20 protein-coding genes, 13 tRNA genes, 2 rRNA genes and 2 pseudogenes are annotated in these 22,897 nt (G+C 39.4%); 24 read left to right on the top strand and 13 right to left on the bottom strand.

All coding sequences use genetic code 11. The annotated features are described in order from the left end of the window. The 15 genes from LZD48_RS16655 to LZD48_RS16585 form a co-directional block, all read left to right on the top strand. Positions 1–116: ribosomal RNA gene (locus LZD48_RS16655) — 23S ribosomal RNA — on the top strand; the annotation flags it as partial. Positions 117–285: 169 nt separating this feature from the next. Then, positions 286–401 (top strand): 5S ribosomal RNA (gene rrf, locus LZD48_RS16650). Positions 402–498: 97 nt separating this feature from the next. Beyond that, positions 499–591, top strand: a tRNA-Ser gene (locus LZD48_RS16645). A gap of 19 nt (positions 592–610) precedes the next feature. Further along, a tRNA-Glu gene (locus LZD48_RS16640) sits at positions 611–685 on the top strand. 70 nt (positions 686–755) lie between these two features. Beyond that, positions 756–831: transfer RNA gene (locus LZD48_RS16635), tRNA-Val, on the top strand. A gap of 171 nt (positions 832–1,002) precedes the next feature. Then, positions 1,003–1,079: transfer RNA gene (locus LZD48_RS16630), tRNA-Met, on the top strand. A gap of 1 nt (position 1,080) precedes the next feature. After that, positions 1,081–1,157 (top strand) — tRNA-Asp (locus LZD48_RS16625). Between the two features lie 22 nt (positions 1,158–1,179). Further along, positions 1,180–1,255: transfer RNA gene (locus tag LZD48_RS16620), tRNA-Phe, on the top strand. A 13-nt stretch (positions 1,256–1,268) separates the two neighbouring features. After that, positions 1,269–1,353, top strand: a tRNA-Tyr gene (locus LZD48_RS16615). Positions 1,354–1,361: 8 nt separating this feature from the next. Further along, positions 1,362–1,435: transfer RNA gene (locus tag LZD48_RS16610), tRNA-Trp, on the top strand. A gap of 22 nt (positions 1,436–1,457) precedes the next feature. Next, positions 1,458–1,533, top strand: a tRNA-His gene (locus LZD48_RS16605). A gap of 16 nt (positions 1,534–1,549) precedes the next feature. Then, positions 1,550–1,621: transfer RNA gene (locus LZD48_RS16600), tRNA-Gln, on the top strand. Between the two features lie 7 nt (positions 1,622–1,628). Then, a tRNA-Gly gene (locus LZD48_RS16595) sits at positions 1,629–1,703 on the top strand. A gap of 11 nt (positions 1,704–1,714) precedes the next feature. Continuing rightward, positions 1,715–1,788: transfer RNA gene (locus LZD48_RS16590), tRNA-Cys, on the top strand. Between the two features lie 6 nt (positions 1,789–1,794). Continuing rightward, positions 1,795–1,878: transfer RNA gene (locus LZD48_RS16585), tRNA-Leu, on the top strand. An 82-nt stretch (positions 1,879–1,960) separates the two neighbouring features. Here LZD48_RS16585 and LZD48_RS16580 read toward each other — a convergent pair. After that, positions 1,961–3,745 (bottom strand): DNA ligase D, encoded by a 1,785-nt coding sequence (locus tag LZD48_RS16580; protein ID WP_235763830.1) that lies wholly within the window; start codon positions 3,743–3,745, stop codon positions 1,961–1,963. 89 nt (positions 3,746–3,834) lie between these two features. On the opposite strand from LZD48_RS16580, the gene ku reads away from it, so the two are divergent. The 3 genes and pseudogenes from ku to LZD48_RS16565 form a co-directional block, all read left to right on the top strand. Further along, the gene (gene ku / locus LZD48_RS16575) at positions 3,835–4,698 is read left to right on the top strand and encodes a non-homologous end joining protein Ku (RefSeq protein ID WP_235763829.1); all 864 of its coding nucleotides are present in this window, start codon (positions 3,835–3,837) and stop codon (positions 4,696–4,698) included. Between the two features lie 341 nt (positions 4,699–5,039). Further along, the gene (locus LZD48_RS16570) at positions 5,040–6,083 is read left to right on the top strand and encodes an ArsR/SmtB family transcription factor (RefSeq protein WP_235763828.1); all 1,044 of its coding nucleotides are present in this window, start codon (positions 5,040–5,042) and stop codon (positions 6,081–6,083) included. A 55-nt stretch (positions 6,084–6,138) separates the two neighbouring features. Beyond that, positions 6,139–6,590 (top strand): annotated as a pseudogene (locus tag LZD48_RS16565) (MFS transporter); the annotation flags it as partial. A 184-nt stretch (positions 6,591–6,774) separates the two neighbouring features. Here the strand turns inward: LZD48_RS16565 and LZD48_RS16560 are convergent. Then, positions 6,775–7,350, bottom strand: a complete 576-nt coding sequence (locus tag LZD48_RS16560; protein WP_235763827.1) for a hypothetical protein — start codon at positions 7,348–7,350, stop codon at positions 6,775–6,777. 143 nt (positions 7,351–7,493) lie between these two features. On the opposite strand from LZD48_RS16560, the pseudogene LZD48_RS16555 reads away from it, so the two are divergent. Then, positions 7,494–7,676: pseudogene (locus LZD48_RS16555) on the top strand (AAA family ATPase); the annotation flags it as partial. A gap of 149 nt (positions 7,677–7,825) precedes the next feature. On the opposite strand, the gene LZD48_RS16550 reads toward LZD48_RS16555, so the two are convergent. From LZD48_RS16550 to LZD48_RS16535, 4 genes are all read right to left on the bottom strand, one after another. Further along, entirely contained in the window at positions 7,826–8,437 is a 612-nt protein-coding gene (locus LZD48_RS16550) for an ABC-2 transporter permease (protein WP_235763826.1), read from the bottom strand. Further along, positions 8,430–9,299: an ABC transporter ATP-binding protein gene (locus tag LZD48_RS16545; protein WP_235763834.1), complete on the bottom strand. Its 870-nt coding sequence runs from the start codon at positions 9,297–9,299 to the stop codon at positions 8,430–8,432. Before LZD48_RS16545 ends, LZD48_RS16550 begins: the two co-directional genes overlap by 8 nt. A 146-nt stretch (positions 9,300–9,445) precedes the next feature. Continuing rightward, positions 9,446–10,312: an ABC transporter ATP-binding protein gene (locus LZD48_RS16540; protein ID WP_235763825.1), complete on the bottom strand. Its 867-nt coding sequence runs from the start codon at positions 10,310–10,312 to the stop codon at positions 9,446–9,448. A gap of 4 nt (positions 10,313–10,316) precedes the next feature. Continuing rightward, a complete protein-coding gene (locus LZD48_RS16535) occupies positions 10,317–10,688 on the bottom strand; it encodes a GntR family transcriptional regulator (RefSeq protein ID WP_235763824.1) in 372 nt (123 codons plus the stop codon). 222 nt (positions 10,689–10,910) lie between these two features. On the opposite strand from LZD48_RS16535, the gene LZD48_RS16530 reads away from it, so the two are divergent. From LZD48_RS16530 to LZD48_RS16520, 3 genes are all read left to right on the top strand, one after another. Further along, complete coding sequence (locus tag LZD48_RS16530) at positions 10,911–11,360, top strand: hypothetical protein (protein ID WP_235763823.1); 450 nt, start codon at positions 10,911–10,913, stop codon at positions 11,358–11,360. A gap of 250 nt (positions 11,361–11,610) precedes the next feature. Further along, positions 11,611–12,948, top strand: coding sequence for an FAD-linked oxidase C-terminal domain-containing protein (locus LZD48_RS16525; RefSeq protein WP_235763833.1), 1,338 nt, complete (start codon positions 11,611–11,613; stop codon positions 12,946–12,948). A 268-nt stretch (positions 12,949–13,216) separates the two neighbouring features. Continuing rightward, positions 13,217–14,080: an L-lactate permease gene (locus tag LZD48_RS16520; RefSeq protein WP_235763822.1), complete on the top strand. Its 864-nt coding sequence runs from the start codon at positions 13,217–13,219 to the stop codon at positions 14,078–14,080. A 233-nt stretch (positions 14,081–14,313) separates the two neighbouring features. On the opposite strand, the gene LZD48_RS16515 is transcribed toward LZD48_RS16520, so the two are convergent. Beyond that, on the bottom strand, positions 14,314–14,490 hold the full coding sequence (locus LZD48_RS16515; RefSeq protein ID WP_235763821.1) for a hypothetical protein: 177 nt from the start codon (positions 14,488–14,490) through the stop codon (positions 14,314–14,316). Between the two features lie 283 nt (positions 14,491–14,773). Here LZD48_RS16515 and nhaC point away from each other — a divergent pair, with 283 nt between their 5' ends. Both nhaC and LZD48_RS16505 read left to right on the top strand, forming a co-directional pair. Beyond that, the gene (nhaC, locus tag LZD48_RS16510) at positions 14,774–16,189 is read left to right on the top strand and encodes a Na+/H+ antiporter NhaC (RefSeq protein ID WP_235763820.1); all 1,416 of its coding nucleotides are present in this window, start codon (positions 14,774–14,776) and stop codon (positions 16,187–16,189) included. Further along, on the top strand, positions 16,186–17,052 hold the full coding sequence (locus LZD48_RS16505) for an MBL fold metallo-hydrolase (RefSeq protein WP_235763819.1): 867 nt from the start codon (positions 16,186–16,188) through the stop codon (positions 17,050–17,052). Before nhaC ends, LZD48_RS16505 begins: the two co-directional genes overlap by 4 nt. Positions 17,053–17,477: 425 nt before the next feature. Here the strand turns inward: LZD48_RS16505 and LZD48_RS16500 are convergent, their stop codons facing one another. The 6 genes from LZD48_RS16500 to LZD48_RS16475 form a co-directional block, all read right to left on the bottom strand. Beyond that, positions 17,478–18,425, bottom strand: a complete 948-nt coding sequence (locus LZD48_RS16500; RefSeq protein ID WP_235763818.1) for a ferrochelatase — start codon at positions 18,423–18,425, stop codon at positions 17,478–17,480. A 4-nt stretch (positions 18,426–18,429) separates the two neighbouring features. After that, positions 18,430–19,437, bottom strand: a complete 1,008-nt coding sequence (locus LZD48_RS16495; protein ID WP_235763817.1) for an ABC transporter substrate-binding protein — start codon at positions 19,435–19,437, stop codon at positions 18,430–18,432. A gap of 27 nt (positions 19,438–19,464) precedes the next feature. Then, positions 19,465–20,226 carry an ABC transporter ATP-binding protein gene (locus tag LZD48_RS16490; protein ID WP_235763816.1) on the bottom strand — a complete coding sequence of 254 codons (762 nt, stop codon included), beginning with the start codon at positions 20,224–20,226 and terminating at the stop codon, positions 19,465–19,467. Next, the gene (locus LZD48_RS16485) at positions 20,223–21,284 is read right to left on the bottom strand and encodes a FecCD family ABC transporter permease (protein ID WP_235763815.1); all 1,062 of its coding nucleotides are present in this window, start codon (positions 21,282–21,284) and stop codon (positions 20,223–20,225) included. Before LZD48_RS16485 ends, LZD48_RS16490 begins: the two co-directional genes overlap by 4 nt. A 197-nt stretch (positions 21,285–21,481) precedes the next feature. Further along, positions 21,482–22,039 (bottom strand): DoxX family protein, encoded by a 558-nt coding sequence (locus LZD48_RS16480; RefSeq protein ID WP_235763814.1) that lies wholly within the window; start codon positions 22,037–22,039, stop codon positions 21,482–21,484. A 131-nt stretch (positions 22,040–22,170) separates the two neighbouring features. Next, positions 22,171–22,872, bottom strand: coding sequence for a YetF domain-containing protein (locus LZD48_RS16475; RefSeq protein WP_235763813.1), 702 nt, complete (start codon positions 22,870–22,872; stop codon positions 22,171–22,173). Positions 22,873–22,897: the final 25 nt, after the last annotated feature.

The following is a 22,897-nucleotide window of genomic DNA, read 5'->3' as shown; positions in this document are numbered from 1 at the left end:
TTCCCATCACTTCGAGTGAGTAAGATCCCTCAGAGACGATGAGGTTGATAGGTTCGAGGTAGAAGCATGGTGACATGTGGAGCTGACGAATACTAATCGATCGAGGACTTAACTAACTTCTATATTTGATGTCGTGAATTACTCTTATTTAGTTTTCAGGGTATGAAATTTACATAAAAGATAGTTTATACTTGATTTTTTCTGTGAATCAGCTATAATAATTATTGTGACAAAAAAATAACCTGATTTTTACAAACAGTTAACAAGAAATAACTTTTCACTAGGTCTGGTGGCGATGGCGGAAAGGTCACACCTGTTTCCATACCGAACACAGCAGTTAAGCTTTCCAGCGCCGATGGTAGTTGAGACCTTGTCTCTGCGAGAGTAGGATGCTGCCAGGCAATTAACCTTTAAGTTAAGTTAATTTAATTGTAATAATATAAGCATCTGAAAGTAATTCAGAGAAATTCAATTCGACTGTATTACTTAGAGCTCAATGGAGAGCTGTCCGAGTTGGTCGAAGGAGCACGATTGGAAATCGTGTAGGCCGCTATCGCGGTCTCGAGGGTTCAAATCCCTCGCTCTCCGCCATTATACTTTTTAATTTAATGGCCCGTTGGTCAAGCGGTTAAGACACCGCCCTTTCACGGCGGTAACACGGGTTCGAATCCCGTACGGGTCACCATTTTTAGGAAGGCATGTTAAATACACGCAACGTTTTGTTGCAACACATGTATTATCATATCCTATGCGTTGGAGGATTAGCTCAGCTGGGAGAGCACCTGCCTTACAAGCAGGGGGTCGCAGGTTCGAGCCCTGCATCCTCCACCATTATTTATAATTTACATTATCGCGGGGTGGAGCAAAGCCAAAACACCATTGAGAAACATCTTTGAATTAGGCTTTGTGAGGAGTGTAAGCTTCTCCGAATTATCCCGAAATACGACGAACAGTCTTTATTCTATTATTATGCATGAATAGCATTTGCATATCTCTTATTACCGCGGGGTGGAGCAGTCCGGTAGCTCGTTGGGCTCATAACCCAAAGGTCGCAGGTTCAAATCCTGCCCCCGCAACCAAGGTCCGGTAGTTCAGTTGGTTAGAATGCCTGCCTGTCACGCAGGAGGTCGCGGGTTCGAGTCCCGTCCGGACCGCCACTATTTATTTAATAGTCATTATGGCTCGGTAGCTCAGTCGGTAGAGCAACGGACTGAAAATCCGTGTGTCGGCGGTTCGATTCCGTCCCGAGCCACCATTATATCTTTGTTGGAGGGGTAGCGAAGTGGCTAAACGCGGCGGACTGTAAATCCGCTCCCTCAGGGTTCGGCAGTTCGAATCTGCCCCCCTCCACCATTTGATACAGGGGTATAGTTTAATGGTAAAACGAAGGTCTCCAAAACCTTTGATGTGGGTTCGATTCCTACTACCCCTGCCATTAAACTTTTTTAATTTAAATGGCGGTCGTGGCGAAGTGGTTAACGCACCGGATTGTGGCTCCGGCACTCGTGGGTTCGACCCCCACCGGTCGCCCCATTTAATAGTTCGTTATTGGGCTATAGCCAAGCGGTAAGGCAACGGGTTTTGGTCCCGTCATTCCTAGGTTCGAATCCTAGTAGCCCAGTTATAATGCGGAAGTAGTTCAGTGGTAGAACACCACCTTGCCAAGGTGGGGGTCGCGGGTTCGAATCCCGTCTTCCGCTCCATTTTTTTATCTGGCGGTATAGCCAAGTGGTAAGGCAGAGGTCTGCAAAACCTTTACCACCGGTTCGAATCCGGTTACCGCCTCCAAAATTTGCCGGTGTGGCGGAACAGGCAGACGCGCGGGATTCAAAATCCCGTTCCTTCACGGGAGTGTCGGTTCGATCCCGACCACCGGTATCTACATTATAATTTGGTTTTTTATAAAGTAAATCCACTCGTAAGTCTTGAATGATAAGACTTACGAGTTTTTTGTTTTAGTTTAATCTTTCACCATTTTTAATAGCTTGCTCAAATTTTGCTTATTACCAACATCAAAATATCCTTCAAACGGACAACCAAATTCTTTTACACGTTCTACTGTGTTTCTGATCGTAAATGCAGTAGGGTCCAAGTCTTCGTTCACTTCATGCCAAAATAATGGTGTGGAAACCGTTCCTTCTTTTGTCATGCGCGGCGAATAGGGAGCGACCAAAGTTTTATCTTTACCGTGCTGTACATAGTCGATGTATAAACGTCCTTTTCTATTTTTCTTTAATCGTTCGGTCGTAAAATCATTTGGATATGTGCGTTCCAAAGTTTTCGCAACAGCTTCAGTAAAAATGGAGGTCTCGTCGTAGGTCATGCTCCCTGCTTTGATTGGAATATATACTTGCATTCCTTTGTTTCCGGATGTTTTCACAAAAGAAACAAGGCTTAAATCATCTAATATCTGTTTTAATAATTGCGCTGCCTTTACTGCAAGGGAAAAATGCGCTCGGTTCGGTGGGTCCAAATCAAATACAATCTCTAGTGGTGTAACATGTCCAATATGTTGAAAGGGGACGTGATATTCAATAGAGCCATGATTCGCTAACCAAACTAAGCCTTCTATATGATTGCATATAATAAAGTCCTCTATAGAATCAGATACTAAAAAATCAGGTGCATAATCTGGAAGACTCTTTTGAAAAAACGATGCTTTATCAATCCCATCCGGGGACCGGATAATAGTTAACGCACGCTGTTTTAAAAATGGCAGTATCCATGGGGATATTTCTCTGATATAAACTAAAAGGTCTTTCTTTTTAAATAGATTTGGCCATAAGTACTTATCTGTATTTGACACATCAATTGGAAGCTGGGCTATGTCCAGCTGTAATTTATCCAATGTGCATTCTGTGTATGATGTGTTAGGATTAATGCTTTTAAAATTAGGCTCCCTCAACTTTCCTTCATATAAATCTAATGTGTTGATTGTACATGTTATGGCTGGTGGTAAATGATAACTTCCCTTAACGAGTTTCCCTTGCTCCTTAAAGAGTTTTTGTACGGTTTCCGTTGAATCTTTCGGTAATCCATGCTTACATGTACCAATGCCTAGTAACTTATCGTTATCCAGGGCGTTGACTGTAAAATATTCGTTACTTGGGTTGTATTTTGTTAAGATGCCTTGAATCACTCTCCAATTTTTAATTTTTAACCAGTCGTGATGCCTTTTCCCTTTTTGATACGTGCTTTTTCTTAGCTTTGCAATAATGCCCTCACTTTTAAATGAGAAAACAATCCTTTCTATCTCTGCAATAGATGAAAATGTCTCTACACATCTTACCGTCGTATTACCGGAAACCGGCTGCAATGTTTGATGAAGAATTTCTTTCCGCAATGATAACTTATGCTGGTGCAGCTTATTCCCTCTAATTTCTGTAATATCAAATACCATGAATGTTGCTGGTCTTGCACGTGCATGTGCCGCTATCCGCTCTTTCGAATTCATTCGGCCGCGCATTTGTATTTGTGAAAAATTTGCTTGATAGCGGTGGTTTAAGATGACAAGTTCTCCGTCCAACCTTATCGGTAACATACTTTTAAAATGAGCATCGTTTTCTTTACACCAATTAATAACTTCAGGAAAATTCTTTGTAAGATCGTGTTTGTTCTTACTTATCAAAGTGATGTTTTCAACCGTCCAATTCAACATACAGCGAAAGCCATCATACTTAACCTCATACAGCCATTCATCACCTTTAGGGATATCTGTTCTTTCTACCGGTTTCATCCAGTCCATATGTGTCACCTCATTTAATTAGGATGCCTCATATCTTTGTATAAAAAACATACAAGTCAGCAAAATAAGTTTAAAAAGGAGTGAACGCGATGCACACCATGTGGAAGGGAACAATCAGCTTTGGTTTAGTCAATATACCTGTAAAGATGCATGCGGCAACTGAAAATAAAGACATAAAGCTACGTCAATTGCATAAAAAGTGCAAAACACCTATAAAGTATGAAAAAACTTGTCCAAACTGTGATGAAGCTGTCAAAAACGAAGATATTGTTAAAGCCTACGAATATGCTCAAAATAAATTTGTAATTTTAGATGATGAAGAATTGGAGGCGTTAAAGAAAGAACAGGAAGGCAAAGCTGTAGAAATTATCGATTTTGTAAAGCTGGAAGAAATCGACCCGATTTATTTTGAAAAAAGCTATTATTTATCACCAAATGAAGGTGGTGCAAAGGCATATGCACTATTGCGGGCGGCTCTAATGGATACTGGTAAGATTGGGATTGCAAAGATGATGATTCGTTCGAAGGAGCAACTTGCGGTCATCAGAGTATATAAAGATGCGATTGTAGTGGAAACAATTCATTATCCTGACGAAGTGCGAGCTGTTGATGAGGTTCCTAATGTGCCGAGCAAGGAGGCAGTTGGTAAAAAAGAGTTAGACACTGCGAAACTCCTGGTTGATCAATTAACAACGGAGTTTGAGCCGGAAAAATATAAAGATGATTATCGAACAGCACTTATGGAGCTGATAGAAACGAAGAAAAATAATGAGGAAGTTGAAGTTGGCGGAGAGACTAAGACAAAGCCGGATAATGTGATCAATTTAATGGACGCGCTCCAGGAGTCCTTGAATCGCGCTAAAGGTGAAAAGCCAAAAACAAAACCGAAAAAGAAAACAACTTCTAAAAAGACGATCAAGACAACAGCTAAGAAGAAGGAAGTTACTTCTTGACTCACGAAGGGCTGTCGGGTATAAGAGCGACCAGCAGCTGATAATAAAACAAACAAAAATAAATATGAATTCAAGTTAAAGTGGATGCTGCTTTTAAGGAGGCATCCATTTTAATTTGAAAGAGACTATTGACTATTAATCATTTTAAAACGAAAAAAGACTATGATTCAAAGAGGAAAGTACTTGATTTCTTTTATAAATCAAATACTTCTTTATTGCTTTACTACGTTATAAAATAAGTCGTTCAACAATAATTGAATAATTTATTTTAAAAATGTTGAACTATAAAATTCATTTCTGTATAATTCAACTTAATATGAATATTTATTAAGGGTGATAGGATGGAAATTTTACAGGCAACAAGCAGAAAAAGAGAAACCTATGAAGTCCATTTTGCTTATTCTACTTTATGGGAATGTGCTTTAGGGATAGCCGCTATAACGAATTCACGAATTATTAGTACTTTAGAAAAACCTGCAAGTTATTGGAAAGAGCTTAGAACATCATTTTCGGAAAGACTTCACCTTCATTTAGATTACGTTGAAAAAAATAATACGTGGAAGGCATTATTACAATTGCTTCACTATCATGAAAGTAATACGCTCGATGAATTCTGCACGAGTATTCATTTGCTGCAAGATACAACGTTTAAATTCACTTGTTTACCGTATATCGGAGAGAAATTCCAGCAGCTAAGGGAAAAGGCTGCAACCGGAGAGGAGCAAGCTATCGTAGAATTGAAACAGATAACGAGTGATAATCCTTTTTTCCCGCAGTACATTGAATTTATCGGTAAAACCGATGCACAAAAGCTTAAAGCCCATTTAACTGAAGTTATGACATTATGGTATGAAGCAGTGATAAATCCAGAATTAGAACGGACAAGCCAAATTTTGAAAGCCGATTATGAATCTAAAAAGCGGATGAAAGAAAAGATGTCCCCCGAAGAGCTTGTTCAGTGGGCGACAGGAGGGGTAAACTACCTTCCCGAGCCTAGTATTCATCAGGTGTTACTCATCCCACAGTATGTATATCGTCCTTGGAATATTGAAGCAGATATTGAAGGTACGAAAGTATTCTATTATCCAGTGGCCAATGAGAGTCTTTCACCAAATGATAAATATATGCCAAACCATTTTTTAATACTAAAGCACAAAGCATTAGGAGAAGAGGTTAGACTACGAATCGTAAAATTGTTGTCGGAAAAAAATCATTCGTTACAGGAACTTACGGAACAGTTAAAGATGGGGAAGACTACGATTCATCATCATTTGAAAATATTACGTGCTGCTAAATTGGTTGAAATAATCGAAGGAAAATATGCTTTGAAAGTAAATTGGTCAGAATTACTCTTTAAGGAATTAGAACAATATCTAGAACAATAAAAGGGAAAAAACTTATGAATCCGTCATTATTAAAAAATCGTTCGTTTGTATCTGCATGGCTGGGTTTCCGATTGGCTATATAATAGGAGCTATCTTAGTAACTCGAATTCCATATAATAGCCGCAGAGTTCTTATGCTCGGTTCCCTTTTCATAGGTGGACTAACCTATATTGCATTATGCTTTAATCATAGTATTCCATTAGCAATAACAACCGAAACGATTGCAGGAATAGGAATGGCTGTTTTTAGTATCCATCATACAACGATCCTCCAAAAAAAGTCCCCAATGGCCTGATGGGTAAGGTATTTTCCGTTCGGTTGCTTATTATAAGGGGCGTGATGCCGTTGGGAGTGCTTGCTGGTGGCGTATTAAGTGAAATGTTCGGTGTCAGACCATTGTATCTTTTGATTGGTTTATTGATTAGTACATTTTCATTCGCAGGAATATGTTTACCATATTTTAAATTTATTGATGAAAAAAGCAATCAGGAAAAAATGGTTTCTTGAAACACTCTATGCATACGTCATACGCATCATATTATATACTTTAATGAATTTCATAATACGTATTTAATGCTTCACCATCACCATATGTAGTTGAGTTAGTTCGTTCCCAACTACATATGGTGATGGAAAAGCCGACTTTGGTAATGATGAAATTCATTCACTTTATTAAAAGATTTCTTATCCTTTACTTTTTAGCAGATTTATTATCAGTTATTATTTTTTCCATTTCTTTTTGATAAGCTTTTTCCGCTTCAGAGGTTGATGGTAGAAATGGTTCTGGGTTATAATCGGTGCGTTTCCCATAACGTATCATTTGATAGATAATCATGCCGTTATTTGGTTTACCATGAACCGTCTTCATAGGGATTGCATCAAATAATACATAGAAAAATGCATAAAATACAAATCGATCCCAAAATGTCGCATACATCGTGATATATCCGTTTGCAATAAGGGCATTAATGACTAAACCGACAATAACATTAACCATGATAGGGCTTGCATATAAAATGACATAGGCAAACTTACTTTTAACTTTTAATTCATCATAGGAAAACCAACTGTAGAGATGATAATATTTTCGTACGTCCAACTTTCCAAACTTAAATATCCGTGGACCGGATCCTAACGTGATTCTACTATTTTTTGCACCAAACAGGAGACCGAAAATCATATATCCTAACTCTCTTAAAAAGATGACAGCAGGAAAGATAATGAATGCAGATATCACCAGACTCACTAAATCGGATAAACCAAACATCTACATCGCCTCCTTCAGATACTATTCCACGATGGAGGGAAAACAAACTTTTTTGACGGAGGTCATATAGGTGGAATTGGGTAGTTTACCGGAATAGAGTTTGAAGCACTTTGTGGAAGTCAATCATATTAAGATAGAATGCTATTATAGCGACACATTCACCAATCCTGCTTGGTTATCCAGAGGCACAAATCCTAAATTTTGATGACTCTTCCATTCAGGAAGTTTCATATGAAGACACGGAACATTATAATTTGACATTGAATTTTTTGACAGGTCGGGAAAGGTTTCTGCATGAGTTGTTTCGTGGTGATGAAGACGAATGATGCATATTTACATTAAAAGTTTCAAATCCTCTTTCATAAAAAGTGCGATAGTCCTTCTTGGACTATCGCATTTTTTAGTATAATCATTAGTGGACACTTAATCCGAGATCTAAAATAAGCACAACAATATACTTATCTTCCTATCCTGATTAAAATACTTTACGCTGATAAATTATTTGACTGGCTAACCAGGAAATTAAAAAGAGGCTTATGGAGATTGCGGTGCCGCTAATGTAAAGGACTGTTGTCGACAAACTTGTAATGAAATCTGTAATAGCCGTGAGATGTCCTGCTAAAAATCGGAGAGCCGGTGGCAGCAAGGCTGCAGACACGATTAACCCAATCATTATGAATGCGCCTATATTACCTGGTTTTAATATGTAAAATAACGGAAAAGTCAAAGCAGCAAAGAAGAAAAATAACCCTGCGGCAATCACTATATCCCGAAATAGAAAGTCGAAATTAAATAGATACAGAATAATTCCAGCTACAGCGATTGATAAAATCATATAGACAGCGGAACCAACATATTTTGCGGCAACAATCTCTTTTCTCGTATATGGCAAGGAATTAAGAAGAATATTGGATTCTACCTGTTCATCATAAATATATCCATTCAATGGGATATATAAACTGGCGATCAGGAAAATAAAAAAAGGACTCATATGATCAGCAAAAATGGCAAAGAACATAACAAATGGAATAAAAAGCATAATTTGTGATTTTTGGATAATCAAATCTTTTCTTATCAAATTAAACATACTGCTGACGAGCTCCTTTCGTATAAAACATAATATCCTCCAAAGTCGCTTCCTCGATAACGACTTGATCTCCTAAGGATTTCCTTACTTCTTCTGCGTTATTTGTTAGTGCCTGAAATTCATTTGACGAACGGTCGATATTTATAAAACCTTTTACTATTTTCTGATGGAGTAAATTGGTATTTCCTTTGACTAACTTATAACGCTCTTGCACGTCTTTTATTGATTCATGAAAAAGAATATTACCATCCTGGATGAAAATAATACGGTCAGCAATCCGCTCTAAATCACTGGTAATATGGGTAGAGAAGAAAAGTGTGCGTGTCGCATCATTCGTCAGCTCTTTTAAAATGTCCAGCAGCTCTCTGCGAAATACAGGATCTAAACCAGCTGTCGGCTCATCCATTATAATGAATTCAGCATCATGAGATAGGGCCAGTGCTAGAGATGTTTTCATCTGCATCCCTTTAGAAAAGGTTTTAATCGCTTTATTTAGTGGTAGTTCAAACAGCTTGATATAATCATAAAATTGTTTGTCACTCCAATTCTTATAAGCAGGGGCAATGATTTTACGAATGTCTTTAAGATTTAAATTTTCATAAAAGACATTGCTGTCATAGACAAAGCCGATTCGTTCCTTAATATCTCTTTCATTATTTACATATTGCTTCCCAAATACCTTGATTTCTCCTTTATCCGCTTGTAAAAGGTTCATTATTAACTTCATCGTAGTGGATTTACCCGCACCATTTGCTCCGACAAAACCTGTAACCAGACCTTTCATTATTTGCAAATTGATATCCTTTAAGGAAAAATCTTTAAAATATTTACTCACATTTTTAAATTCTACTATATTTTCTATTGTTCTCACTCCTTATGTTGCATTTTAAGTGTGCATACGATTCATAAACAGTATATACTATATGTACTGTGTGCACAATAGTGAATTTAAACTTTTGTTGCAAAATAAAAAAAGACCTTAATAACGAATTAAGATCTCGTGTCGTTTTACCCGCGTCTGTGGGCAGCTTTCATATGAAACATAATATCATCTAACGAAGCCTTTTCCATTACAATATAATCGCCAAAGACTTTTTGTACTTGCGCTTTATCATTTGTTAATGCTTGGAATACGCCTTGGGATTGTTCAATGTTTAGAAAATAAGCTTCGGTATCCCGATCAAGTAAATCGCTATTTCCCTTCACAAGTGCATAATCTTCCTGCAATTCATCCATACGTTTCGAAATGAGAATTTCCCCCTGATCTATTAATATAATATAATCAGCGAAACGTTCCAAATCACTAGTCGTATGGGTTGAAAAAAGTATACTTCTATTTTCATTGACCATTACTTCCTGGAAGATATCTAATAATTCTCTCCGGAATGTCGGATCCAATCCTGCTGTTGGCTCGTCCATTATAATTAATTCAGCATGATGGGAAAGGGCCATGGCGATGGAAGCTTTCATTTGCATTCCTTTAGAAAAATGTTTAATTGGTTTTTTTAATGGCAGTTCAAATTGGTCAATATAAGCTTTATATTTTTTCCGATCCCATTGCTTATAAGAAGGTGCTATAATTTTACTGATTTCCTTTAAGTTCAGGGATTCGTAAAAAATGTTGCTGTCGTAAACAAAGCCGATTCGGTCTTTTATCGCTTTTTCATGTGTCGCATAATCCAGTCCGAATACGCTTATTTCTCCTTCGTCAGGCTGCAGAAGATTCATCATCAGCTTTATTAATGTTGTCTTACCAGATCCGTTTGCTCCAATAAGACCTGTTGTGTAGCCTTGTTTTATCTGTAAATCTATACTGTCAAAGGAGAATTCCTTAAACTCTTTAGAAATACCACGAATGTCTATTACATTATCCAAATGATCACTCCTCATACAGCAACTTTAATAAATCTTGTAATTCTTCATATGGTAATCCAATTTCTTTACTGTTGGAGATAACGGCACTTAATTGTTCTTCAATTACTCTTAGTTTTTTCTCTCGAATCATTTCTAAATTTTGCTCAGCTACATATGAGCCCTTACCTACAATCAAGTAGATGAATCCCCCTTTCTCTAATTCTTCATATGCCCGTTTAGTTGTAATTACACTGATTCTTAAGTCTTTGGCTAATTGCCTGATCGAGGGTAAAGCAGTACCTTCTGTCAGTTCACCTGACAATATTTTGGATTGAATTTGTTTGGAAATCTGCTCATAGATGGGTTCCTTAGAACTGTTTGATATTATAATTTGCATGTAGGAACCTCCTTTTCACCATATATATAACACATAATCACTATATACACTAGTTAATCATGACTGTATGCATAATTCAAGCGTTCTTAAATAGTTATTTGGGTTACTATTATATTGTGTAATATCTCAGTAGACGTCATTTTTCCTGGATAGATGTTTAAAAAGCTGCCTCACGGGAATCTAAAACATAACCAATAATAAAATATGGAAGGAAGATTTTCATTGAGTATGGCAATTGAAAAACAAAAAGCGAAAAAAGGATTGCTTGTTGCTGGAATAATTGCAGGAGCTTCCTCATTAGTTCTGTTGAATAGCAATGCGCGTGAAAAAGTAAAAGATACTTCTAAGAGCGTGAAGAATACCGTAACCAAGTATGCAACTACAATTAAAGAAGATCCCAATGGTACGAAGGATGCTATAATCAGCCGTATTCAGAATGCAACAGATATTTCCAAAGAGGCCATCCATAAAATACAGGCAATTTTGGATACTCAAGTTAAGGATATTAAAGATACAACTAAAAATGTAGTTGAGGAGTCCAAAGATGTGATGTCTTCCGTAAAAGACGCAAAAGGTGAATTAGTCGATGTAAAAGATAGCGCAGTAGAGGCAAAGGATGAATTATTATCTGCTAAAGACGACGTAAAGTTTAAAGCAGAGATCAATAGCTAAGCGATAGCAGGTGTCTTTGAAAAGACTCTTGCTTCATTGAGATTTCTATTTCCATAATTATTTAGATGAAGCTCTATCCCCCTATCTCAAGGAGAGAGGGGGATTTTGTGGTGGAACCGAAAGTTTATATCAATGAGTGAGGAGATAGGGTGCTTGATATTTCTGGAAAGGAAAAATAAGAAGTATAATAGTCAATGGAAATATCTCTCCCTTTTTAATACAAGGATTGGATCCTATCATTCAAAAATTAATGGCTATTGTTGGAGAAAATGAAGTGCTTTATAAAAAGGAAGACCTCATCTCCTATGAATGTGACGGTTATACGATGTACAAGGGGATGCCGCGAGCCGTTGTGTTTGTGAAGGATACAGAAGAAGTTTCTGACGTGGTGAGGTGTTTAACTAAAGAAGAGATTCCGTATATTGCAAGGGGAGCAGGAACGGGCTTGAGCGGAGGTGCGACACCGCTGGGCGGGGAAGTGCTCATCAGTTTGGTGAAAATGAAGCGAATGCTCCGTCTGGATCTAGAAAATAGAAAAGCAGTGGTGGAACCAGGTTATATCAATTTGAAGTTGACCCAGTCGATTTCCGATAAAGGTGCGCATTGTTTGAAATACGGGGTGACGACAAACCATATATTAGGGCTGGAGATTGTTCTTCCGAGCGGGGAAATTGTAGAGATCGGCGAAGGAGGAGTTCCTGACCAGCCAGGATATGACCTGTTAGGCTTACTCACTGGATCGGAGGGAACACTCGGGATTGTGACGAAGGTTACGGTGAAAGTTTTAAAAAATCCGGAGGGAAAGAAAACAGCGCTTGCCTACTTTGATGATATAGATGATGCAAGCCAAGCTGTCTCGGATATCATTGCTGCGGGTATTATCCCAGCGGCTTTGGAGATGATGGATGAGATTGCGATTGAAGGAGTGGAATCAGCAGCTTACCCGGTCGGACACCCAAGGGATATTGCTGGATTTCTTCTGATTGAAGTGGACGGGATTGCTGCGGGAATTGATGACCAGATTGAAGAAATACTTGCGGTTTGTAAGCAGAATAATGTCCGTGAAGTAAAAGTCGCTAAAGATGAAGCAGAGCGTAGCTTATGGTGGGCAAACCGCAAAATGGGCTTTGGTGCAATGGGTGCAATGTCCCCAGATTGCCTCGTGCAGGATGGTGTCATTCCGAGAACCCGCTTACCAGAAGTTTTAGCGAAAATCACAGAAATTAGCAGAAAATATGATCTCCGGATTGCAAATATCTTCCATGCAGGGGACGGAAATCTTCATCCGCTTATTTTGTTTGATGCAAGCGTGCCGGGAGAAAGTGAGCGTGCATCGAAAGCAGGTTCAGAATGTTTGAAGGTTTGTGCAGATGTTGGCGGCTCGATTACGGGTGAGCACGGGGTCGGGATTGAAAAATCAGCCGAGATGCGTTTTATTTTCACGGACGAGGAAATCGCAGCACAAACAAATATCCGCAACGTATTTAACCCGGAGGACTTGTTGAATCCAGGTAAACTGTTTCCACAGCCAGGCCGCTGTGTTGAAGTAACGAGGCGAGACCACGAAGAAATGCATCTTGTTCCATAAGTTAATAGAAACCAACTTTAAAGCAACGGGGAAGCAGTGAGGACTGTTGGACGAGGCGGATAGAGCGATAAAGTTTGTCAGATTAAAAGATAGCATGACTTTCAGGATACTTTTCACGAAGATTCGTTGGTATATTCCGATTTAGAGCATCTCGTCTAAAAGGAAAAAGATGATTTGACAACGCTTACAAAGAATGGATTATTATTACCTCTTATGCTCATATAAACAAGTATGCCGCGCCGTGCAGAACTTTGAAAGAGAGGGTTCAATGGCTGCGGTTGTAGCAGGTATGGTTATTCAAAGTACACCAGTATCATTCGGAGCTGTTGGAACACCAATGATTGTTGGGGTCGGTACAGGTGTTGAGCCGCTTACCCAAATAACGAATCTCTCCAGTTTCATCTTTGAAGTTGCTACAAAAGTCGCCACGCTTCATTTTATTGCAGGATTGTTGATCCCATTATTTTTAGTTGGAATCTTAACGAAATTCTTCGGGAAAAATAAATCATTTAGTGAAGGTCTGAAGGTATGGAAGTTTGCTTTATTTGCGGCATTTGCGATGACGATACCGTATATAATCGTTGCATATTTATTAGGGCCTGAATTTCCTGCACTGCTTGGTGGGTTAATTGGACTCGCAATTGTAATTCCGGCTGCCCAAAAAGGTTTCCTCATGCCAAAAGAAGAAGATGTCTGGGACTTTGAAGAAAAAGACCGCTGGGATCCGACCTGGACCGGACGGGTTGAACTGAAAAACAGTGAAATTTATGCAGGTAAAATCAGCATGTGGCGTGCATGGGCTCCATATGTATTAATTGCTGCATTTTTACTCATTTCAAGACTGACAGTAGTTGGAGATTGGCTTAAATCTGCTACAATCGTAGTCCCTAATATTTTTGGAACGGATATTAGTTCCAGTTGGGAAATTCTATTTTCTCCAGGTTTTATCTTTATCCTAGTTGCCGTCATCACTTACGTTATGCACGGGATGAAACCAAGCGATTTTGGCAGGGCATGGAAAGCGTCCGGTAAAACAATCATTGGTCTCGTTATTTGGACCATTGCTATCTATATTATTGCGACAAACAACAAGCGCTTGGATGCGATTGGAGGGAAAAAGAAGAGCGCATAAACAAGAGCTGATTGTTCATGCGCACGTTAGTTAGATTAGATAGACTTTTATAACGCTGCTTATTCCAATGTGCATGACCGGCTTTGGAATAAGCAGCTTTTAATATTTTACATAAAGCTGATGGATGACTTTTTATTATAAACCATGGAAATTTTCTAAGTGCTAGTTGAGGAATAATAGTTGCTGTCCCATTGTTATTTCAGTTTTTAGTGCGAGGTTCTGGATGGTTAACATTATGCTGGATGATTTGTATTTCCAGTTTCTTGTTGATTCAAATCGTATTGTTGTTTAAAAATGACATAATATTCATCTGATCCGAGGCCGCCTTCATTAATCATGTCGGCGATTTCTTGTGAGCGTGTTTCCATTGTCTTATCCACGATAATCTTCTGCTCTTTATGATGAGGCATTTTCAATCCTCCTTTCTTACTTCTATTTTAACAGAATTTTAAATTAATTCCCATTGCAAATCAAAAGATAATCCTCTATTCTGTCCGTGGTTATAATGGTTTGCAATGATAGATTGGTTGACTAATAACGGTAAATTGCTTATCATTTAGTAATATTAATACATCATTGGATAAACGCGTTAATTCACTAAAGTATTTCATGAGTGATTTTTTGGACTGTTATATTCCACATATGTAATGAACAGAAGTAAACTAGCTTATGATGAAACGAACGGAGGGCAACATGAAGAAAAATATAACCTTTACGAAATCACTCGTTCCATTAATTGGTTTGATTGCTGCTGCGGCAGGTTCTATCTTCATATGGGATGCTGGGATGAGTATTCCACTAATTATTGGGGTAATTTTAGCTGCGGCCATTGCCATCACTGCTGGATGGGAATGGAATGAGGTTCAGAAAATGATGGTCGATGGTGTGAGCAGAGCTTTACCCGCAGTGTTTATTTTATTAACAATTGGGATGATCATAGGTTCCTGGATAGCGAGCGGTACGATACCGACGATGATTTATTATGGAATGATGCTGATCAACCCGGCATGGTTTGTTCCGATCACGGCCCTTATAACAGGCATTGTTTCGATCACTTTAGGGACGTCCTTTACGGCAATAGCGACTGTTGGATTAGCTTTTATGGGGATTGGCGAGGTATTAGGTTTTTCACCAGCATTAATCGCTGGTGCAATCGTTTCAGGAGCATATTTCGGTGATAAGCTCTCTCCCTTATCAGACACGACAAACGTTGCTGCGGCTATGGTTGAAACAGATTTATTTAGCCATGTGAAGCATATGCTATGGGATACAATACCAGCATTCTTGCTATCTTTCGTATTATTTTGGTTGTTTGGAAGCTTTGAAGTAACGGCTATTGGCCTGGAAACCAGCTTGATTGACGTCTTTCTCTCGGGATTAAATGATGCTTTTGTGATTCATCCGTTATTACTCTTACTACCAGTTATTACGGTCTTCTTAATGATAAAACGTGTACCAGCTCTACCGACTTTAATGGGAGTAGGTTTCCTCGGAGCTATTATCGCAGGGCTTGTCCAAGGTAGCTCGGTGTCATCTATTGTGCAATTTATGACGAGCGGCTTCGTAAGCGAAACGGGCGTCGAAGCAGTTGATTCTCTATTAAACCGTGGTGGGCTTACATCCATGCTTGAGACGGTTGGCATACTAATTATCGCCACAGCTTTTGGTGGTATTCTGGAAGGAACCGGGTCATTTAAAGTGTTGACCAACAGGATGTTAGAGAAAGTAAGAACAACGGGAACATTAATTGCTTCTACTCTATTAACAACATTTATTGTTGCACTAGCAAGTGGTGCACAATTCTTAGCAGTTATTCTGCCGGCAAGAACTTTTGTCGATAAATATAAAGAAATGAATATTGATACAAAAAATTTATCAAGAACGGTAGAGTCGATGGGAACAGTTGGAATCAATCTTATCCCTTGGAGTGTGCCGGCTGTGTTTGCAACGGGGATTCTTGGAGTAAGTCCGTGGGAGTACATACCGTATGCATTCTTTATATACCTTGTTCCATTGATGAACTTGTTGTTTGGTTTTACAGGGTGGACGATTACAAGAAAAGATTACAATCACGAAAAGTTGCAGCATGAAAGGAAAATTAGTTTATGAGTGAAGTCATTTTAAGTGTGCTAGGTACTGCTCAAGATGGAGGGTTGCCGCATCCGAATTGTTTTTGTGAAAATTGTAGACGAGCTTTAGCAGATTCAAATTTTAAGAGAACAGCAACATCACTAGCAATATTTTTACCAGCGGAACATAAGTGGCATTTAATTGATGCAACACCTGATATGAGAGAACAAATAGCTCGGTTTCAATTGAGATATGGAATGGAGTCACAGCTGATGAGCAGTGTTTTCCTAACTCATGCCCATATTGGACATTATCCTGGTCTCATGTTTTTAGGCAAAGAAACGATCAATTCCCATCGCTTAACCGTAATGGCAGGACCAAAGATGAAAAAGTTGCTTGAATCGGATGCACCATGGAGCCAATTGGTCGCGAATGAAAATATTTCTATCCAGGAATTAAAGGAAAAAGAAGCTGTTTACTTATCAAATGAGACAACAATAACACCAATCCTTGTTCCACATCGTAATGAATTCTCGGAGACTGTTGCTTTTTGGATAGAAGGCCTGAATAAAAAGGTTTTATTTATACCTGATATTGATCGTTGGGACGAATGGGATATTGATATTTATGAGCTAGCGAAGGAAGCGGATATCTGTTTTCTGGATGGAACGTTTCATTCTCCAGAGGATTTGGCACATATCAATCGTGATTTCAGGCAAATCCCACATCCATTAATGACAGAAACAATGGAGAGACTTCGAGATTTAACAGAAGAAACGGAAATATATTTTATCCATTTGAACCATTCCAATCCGGTATTGAATGAGGATGGACTCTTGAGAAGAGAAATGGAAGCAAAGGGTTTTTATATTGCTGATGAGGGGATGGAATTTAGGCTGTAACGGGAAGTGTTCATTAGCCAATTTAAACGTTTATCACGCATTAACGGTCTGTAATACCCCACCTTTAAACATGAAGGAAACTCAAAATGTGAAGGTAGGGGGATAAACAGTCCGTAAATCCCTCCCCCTTTTATAAATTGGCTCTTCCTGAAATTACCTTTATTTTCGCATTTAAATACATATTATAGGAATGAATTTCATCATTACCAAAGTCGGCTTTTCCATCACCATATGTAGTTGGGAACGAACCAACTCAACTACATATGGTGATGGTGAAGCATTAAATACATATTATGAAATTCATTAAAGTATTTATCATTCATTTTTAAACGGTTGTACTGTTAGAAAATTAAACTTTAACAGAGCCATTAAAGTAAAAAATCCTTTCCCCAACAAGAAGGAAAGGATTTTTAAATTTGTATCGACTATTTAAATGAAATGGAAACTGACTTTTCCCCAGTCTCAATCTTCAACTCTGCTGAGAGATGTTCAAATAACGCATCAACAAAATCCGCACTGTCATTCAAATATTCACTTTGCACGGCACTCATTCCCAGCCCCTTCGCTTTATTGATCGCATCCGTTGTAATCTCCTGGATCGCTTCCAGGTTTTCAATAACGGACAGTGCTTCAATAAAGATAATAGCTGGAACTTCTTTTGCATGTAGCTCATCGATTACATCAAGTACATCTGGTCCTAACCAGCGCTGGGGGAGTGGTTTACCGCTTCTGTATGCCAGGTGATAATTTTTAACAGGAAGAGAGTCGGCAACCTTTTTAGCCAAGGTTTCATATTGCGAAATCATTGTTTGATGTGCTTTTGGGACACCGGGCTTGCTATGGACCGTGAACACAATCTCAGCCTGATTCCGTTCCGATTCTGGCAGCCATTCGTAAGCCGTTTTCGCACGGGCGGATAAGACTTCGACAAATTGGTCATGGTCACAGTAGGGTGCCACATGGATGATGTCCGTTTGTTTATTTTTTTCCCGGAATAATTTAGTGAATCGCTTTGCATATGCATTACTTCCGGTAAGGGAATCAAACGGTGTCAGACTGAATGTTGCGATTCGTTTCGGGTTTAGCTTAATACACTCCTCCGCAACGGTTTGAATCGATGGTTCTGTGTGATGGTTGGCTACATAGACCTTCCACGTTTCATCGGATTCTTCCCTTAATTTCTTTACTAATGCCTGGCCAATGCGTGCAGTATTAGCGCCTAGCGGATCGGCCATGCCGTGTGCATCATATGTCCGGATTCCTGCAGCGATATTTTCTTCTGTAGCCGTTCCATGATAAATATCATTGTAAAAGCCGGCGACATCATCAATTGACGTGAGACTTCCATAACTAAATAAAACGAGAATATTCATTGAATCACTCCAATCCATATATCCAATCGACCATAATCTCAAGGCCTTCCAATACTTCCACGTTCGGATTCATCAAGTATTTGACATCAAGCATCTTAACTTGGTCGTTTTTAATTGCTTGAAGGCTGCTCCAGCCTGGATTCTCACTCAATTCAGTGAAATCTTCCTCCCCTCTACCGAAAAAGTCTAACAGGAAAATATAATCAGGATCCATCTTCATCACTTGTTCGATGGAGGCAGGGCTGGAGCCTTCTAAGCCGATTTCATCCACTGCAGGAGTTGCACCGGCTAATTGGATCAAGTCATACGAAATATTTCCTGGTCCCATCATAAATGGTCCGGTTCCTGCTCCGACTTCAGAAAGAACTAAGACGGATGGTGCTTCCTGATCTTCCGGTATGTTGCTTTGAATTGCGTCGAGATCATTTTCCATCTGTTCAACCAGCGCAGTTGCTTTGTCTGTTTCTCCAACAGCTTGGCCGATTACTTCGATGTTTTCCATGAACTCGGCGAGCGTCCCCATTGTATCAAACGTAATAATAGGGAGGTCAATTTCACTTAAAATACTGCTTGCATCTTCTTCTTGCCCATGCATCTTCGTCAGTAAAAGTAAATCTGTTTCATAGGCTAAGACTTCTTCGGGGTCGATATATGCAGCGGTAGAAACGCGATTCGGAATTTCTTCTGCCTTGTCCGTATGTGTAGATAAGTGCTTGTCCTCGGCAGAACTAGAGATGGCGACAACTCTACTTGGATCGACAAGCTCAAGTAAGATTTCCGTAACATCAAGGGATAGCGGTAAAATGCTTTCCGGTTTTTCATTAATCGTTATATCTTCACCATCATGCTCCACCGTAACTGGAAAGTCTTCGGTTTCCGTTTCATTCGTTTCTTCTGTTTCACCAGTATTGTCATCTGCTTCCTCTGTATTCGAACGGTCCGTCGACCCGCAAGCGAACAGAAATAAAGCGAGAAATAAAATACTACTTAACATATAAAGACTTCTTTTCATTGTTTTCCTCCTCGTAAGTTCTGCTATTTAAAGTGGGGTTACATTTAATGCTTGGATTAATTTATCCTGTCGTACTTTTGCGTCGATATGGTATGTCTCTTTTAATCTTTCTTCGGTTAATACTTCATTGGAACGCCCATATGCTTCGACTTGACCATTCCGCAGTAGAAGGAGCTTCTCGCAAAATCGGGCAGCGAGATTTAAGTCATGTAGTACGGTGACGACCGTTTTACCACGAGATGTGAGCGTTTTGAGCAATTTTAAAATATGCATTTGATAATAGATGTCGAGAGCAGATACAGGTTCATCTAGCAAGATAATCGGTGCATCTTGTGCGAGTGCCTTAGCGATGAAGACGAGCTGGCGCTGGCCGCCGGATAAATTTAAAATGGAATTATTCCGAAAGCGCCATGTATTCGTTGCAACCATCACTTCTTTAATAATCTCATCATCTGCTGGGCTCGGTTGTAAGAATTCACGATGAGCATGTCTTCCCATTGAAACAATCTCTTTTACATTAAAATTGAAATCGATATGTGTATCTTGGGGAACATAACTTAAATGCCGGGCCATCTCCTTGTGGGAAAAAGCTTTCTGATCTTTACCGGCAATTTTTATATTTCCATTTTTAGAAGCGATTAAGTGAGCGATTGTTTTTAGTAATGTCGTTTTTCCACTGCCATTTGGACCGATTAGACCGATAAATTCCCCGGCTGTGACATGAAAATGGATGTTTTTTAAAATTGTTTTGTCTCCGAGCGTAACTTGTAAATTCGTAACATCAATCATAGTGACACTCCTTTGTATGCTCTAATAATGAGAAAGACAAATAATGGTGCTCCGATTAGAGCGCTCACGACACCGACTTGTAATGTAATCGGCTGGATGACCATTCGTGAGATCAAGTCAGCGAAAATGAGAAATGCTGCCCCGCCAAGTGCACTTGCCGGTAAGAGGAGCCGGTGATCCGGTCCGACTGCAAGTCTTAGAATATGGGGAACAACAAGCCCGATAAAACCGATAATACCACTAACAGCAACAGCTGCGCCTGTAATCAAGGCTGCAACGGTAAGTACAAGATTACGAGTAACCCGTGTATTGATCCCAGAAGTTTTTGCATGATCTTCACCAAGCAGCATCATATTTAACTGGCTGCCAAATAAAAATAAAATAAAGATACCGAGTGTAATTGGAATGGAGATGATGAGGACGTGTTCCCATGTCCTTGCTTCAAGACCTCCTTGCAGCCAAAAAACGATGCCCCGTAACTCCTGTTCATTTTTTGATGTAGCGACTAGTACGTTCATAACGGCTGAGAAAAAGGAATTGACGCCGATACCGAGTAAAAGTAATACCGCAATACTCCGCTGGTTCGTTGCTCTCCAGACGAGTAAAATGACGAACATCGCAAAAAGGGCACCAATAAATGCGGACAGTGGCAGGAACCACTCATTGATTGCAGACCAGCCAAAGAATATCGCAGAAACCGCACCAAGTGCAGCACCACTGGAGACCCCGATATAACCAGGTTCGACGAGTGGATTGCGAAATAACCCTTGCATGGCAACACCAGCAACTGCTAATGCAGCACCGACGAAGCTCGCGACAAGCACGCGGGGGAGGCGTACTTCCGTAATGACGACCCATTGTTGCTCCGTGAATCCGGCATAATTAGTGAGCTGCAGCTTATGTAAAAAGATCATAATCGTTTCTTTAAACGGAATGGAGATTGGTCCGAGCGACACACCAACGATAAAAGCAACAGCAAGAATAATGGTCATCATTATTAATGTGATCGTTGTTTTAAATACACGACTACGCTTCCATTTAACAGTTAATTTATTCATAAAACACCTTCAATATGTACTCCTCTCGAATGGTAGTTGCCTTTTCTTTTGTTTGAATTACCATTATAGCAAATAGGAGCATATCCTTCTTGTTTTTACTACGAGTGTGCGGAATCATTCATAATTGAAACAGATGCAAAAAGGACAGCGTTTCATCCACTTTAGTAGAAAAAAGCTGTCCGTTTGATTTTTTAAGTTTATTTATTCCTTACTTTCCAAGGTGTCCCTAAAGCCGGTAATGCCCAGCGGTCAAGCCCATACCACCCGGCTACTTTCCAGGCAAGGATTAAGAGGATTGCGATCAAAAGCATGATTGGGTTTGCGCTGACGGTTCCTGCAAGTAAAAATGACATATTCATTAGTGCTCCGAAAAATGCAGCGATACCGGTTAGTAACCCGACAATTAATCCGAGTCCGACCAATACTTCTCCCCAAGCGACCATGTAGGAGAATATCGTAGCGTTCGGAATGACAAAGTTATCCAGAAACCAGACGTACCAGCCAGCTACTCCACCTTCTTCTGCCAGTGCCATAACACCCGCCATATAACCTCTGAGGGCTGTCCCAGCTTCAGCGCCAGTCCAAGCTTCGTTTGTGACCTTGCCGAATCCTGCAGTAAGCCATGAATAACCAAGATAAAGCCGTAATATAAGCCAAATCCAAGCCGATTTCGTATTGGTGAATAACCATCTTGATAACGGATTTTCTTCAATGATGACTTCTGTACCGCGACCATGGTCTTTTAATTGAACCATTTGAATTCCTCCTCATGTCTTGTGAATGTATGAACAAGTTCAAGATTAGCAACATTTATTTGAAAATTAAAATGAAAAAAGAAGCGAAATAAATGTTTTCCTATTACTGGATACCCTGTCTATCGTTTGAATTAAACATGAGTGGAGTTAGAAGGTCCATACAAGTCAATATACAATTGTCCCGTTGAGTCCAGTTGCGCTAAAAATACATCGCTGACGTGTTGAGCACCTTGCTTTTTTATTTCTTCCTGTAACCATTCCACGGTGAAACCTAGTTTTTCCATGCTTCTTTTCATGACTTTCCCGTCCATAATTAAAATGTTCGGCCCGTGCTCCCGGGTGACTGGGATATTTAACATCGATGCAGTTACTGGTTGTTTATCCGTTTTCAACAGGATGCTTAACTTCCCATTCGTTTCCAAAACAGCCATTTCCACCTCGGATACTTTAAACACATTTTTCTCCCTTAATAAAAGCATTAATTCATTAAGGTTCATGAGACTTTTCCGCATATTTTTATCCAAAATCTCACCGTTTTCTATTAGAATGGTTGGCTTTCCGTCGGTCAGGTTGGAGAATGCATTGGATTTCATTCCGAGATAAGAGAGGAGAATAGGAAAGAGTCCCCAAACAAATAAAGACATGAGGCCGTTTAATGCTTTTAGATTCTGGTCGACAGACATCGTTGCAGCGATCGAACCGATTGTTATTCCGACACAGTAATCGAAAAAGGTCAGCTGAGAAATTTGTTTTTTCCCCATTAATCTTGCCATAAGAAATAATAATAAAAATGCTGCAATCGACCGAAGTAATATTAAAACCAATTCCGCCATCTTTTTTCCACCTTTTACATTTATT

Origin of the sequence: Oceanobacillus alkalisoli, assembly GCF_021556485.1 — a bacterium.
GTDB classification, from domain to species: domain Bacteria; phylum Bacillota; class Bacilli; order Bacillales; family Amphibacillaceae; genus Oceanobacillus; species Oceanobacillus alkalisoli.
The sequence above is the reverse complement of the archived record's forward strand: the minus strand, read 5'-3'. Positions and strand labels throughout refer to the sequence as shown.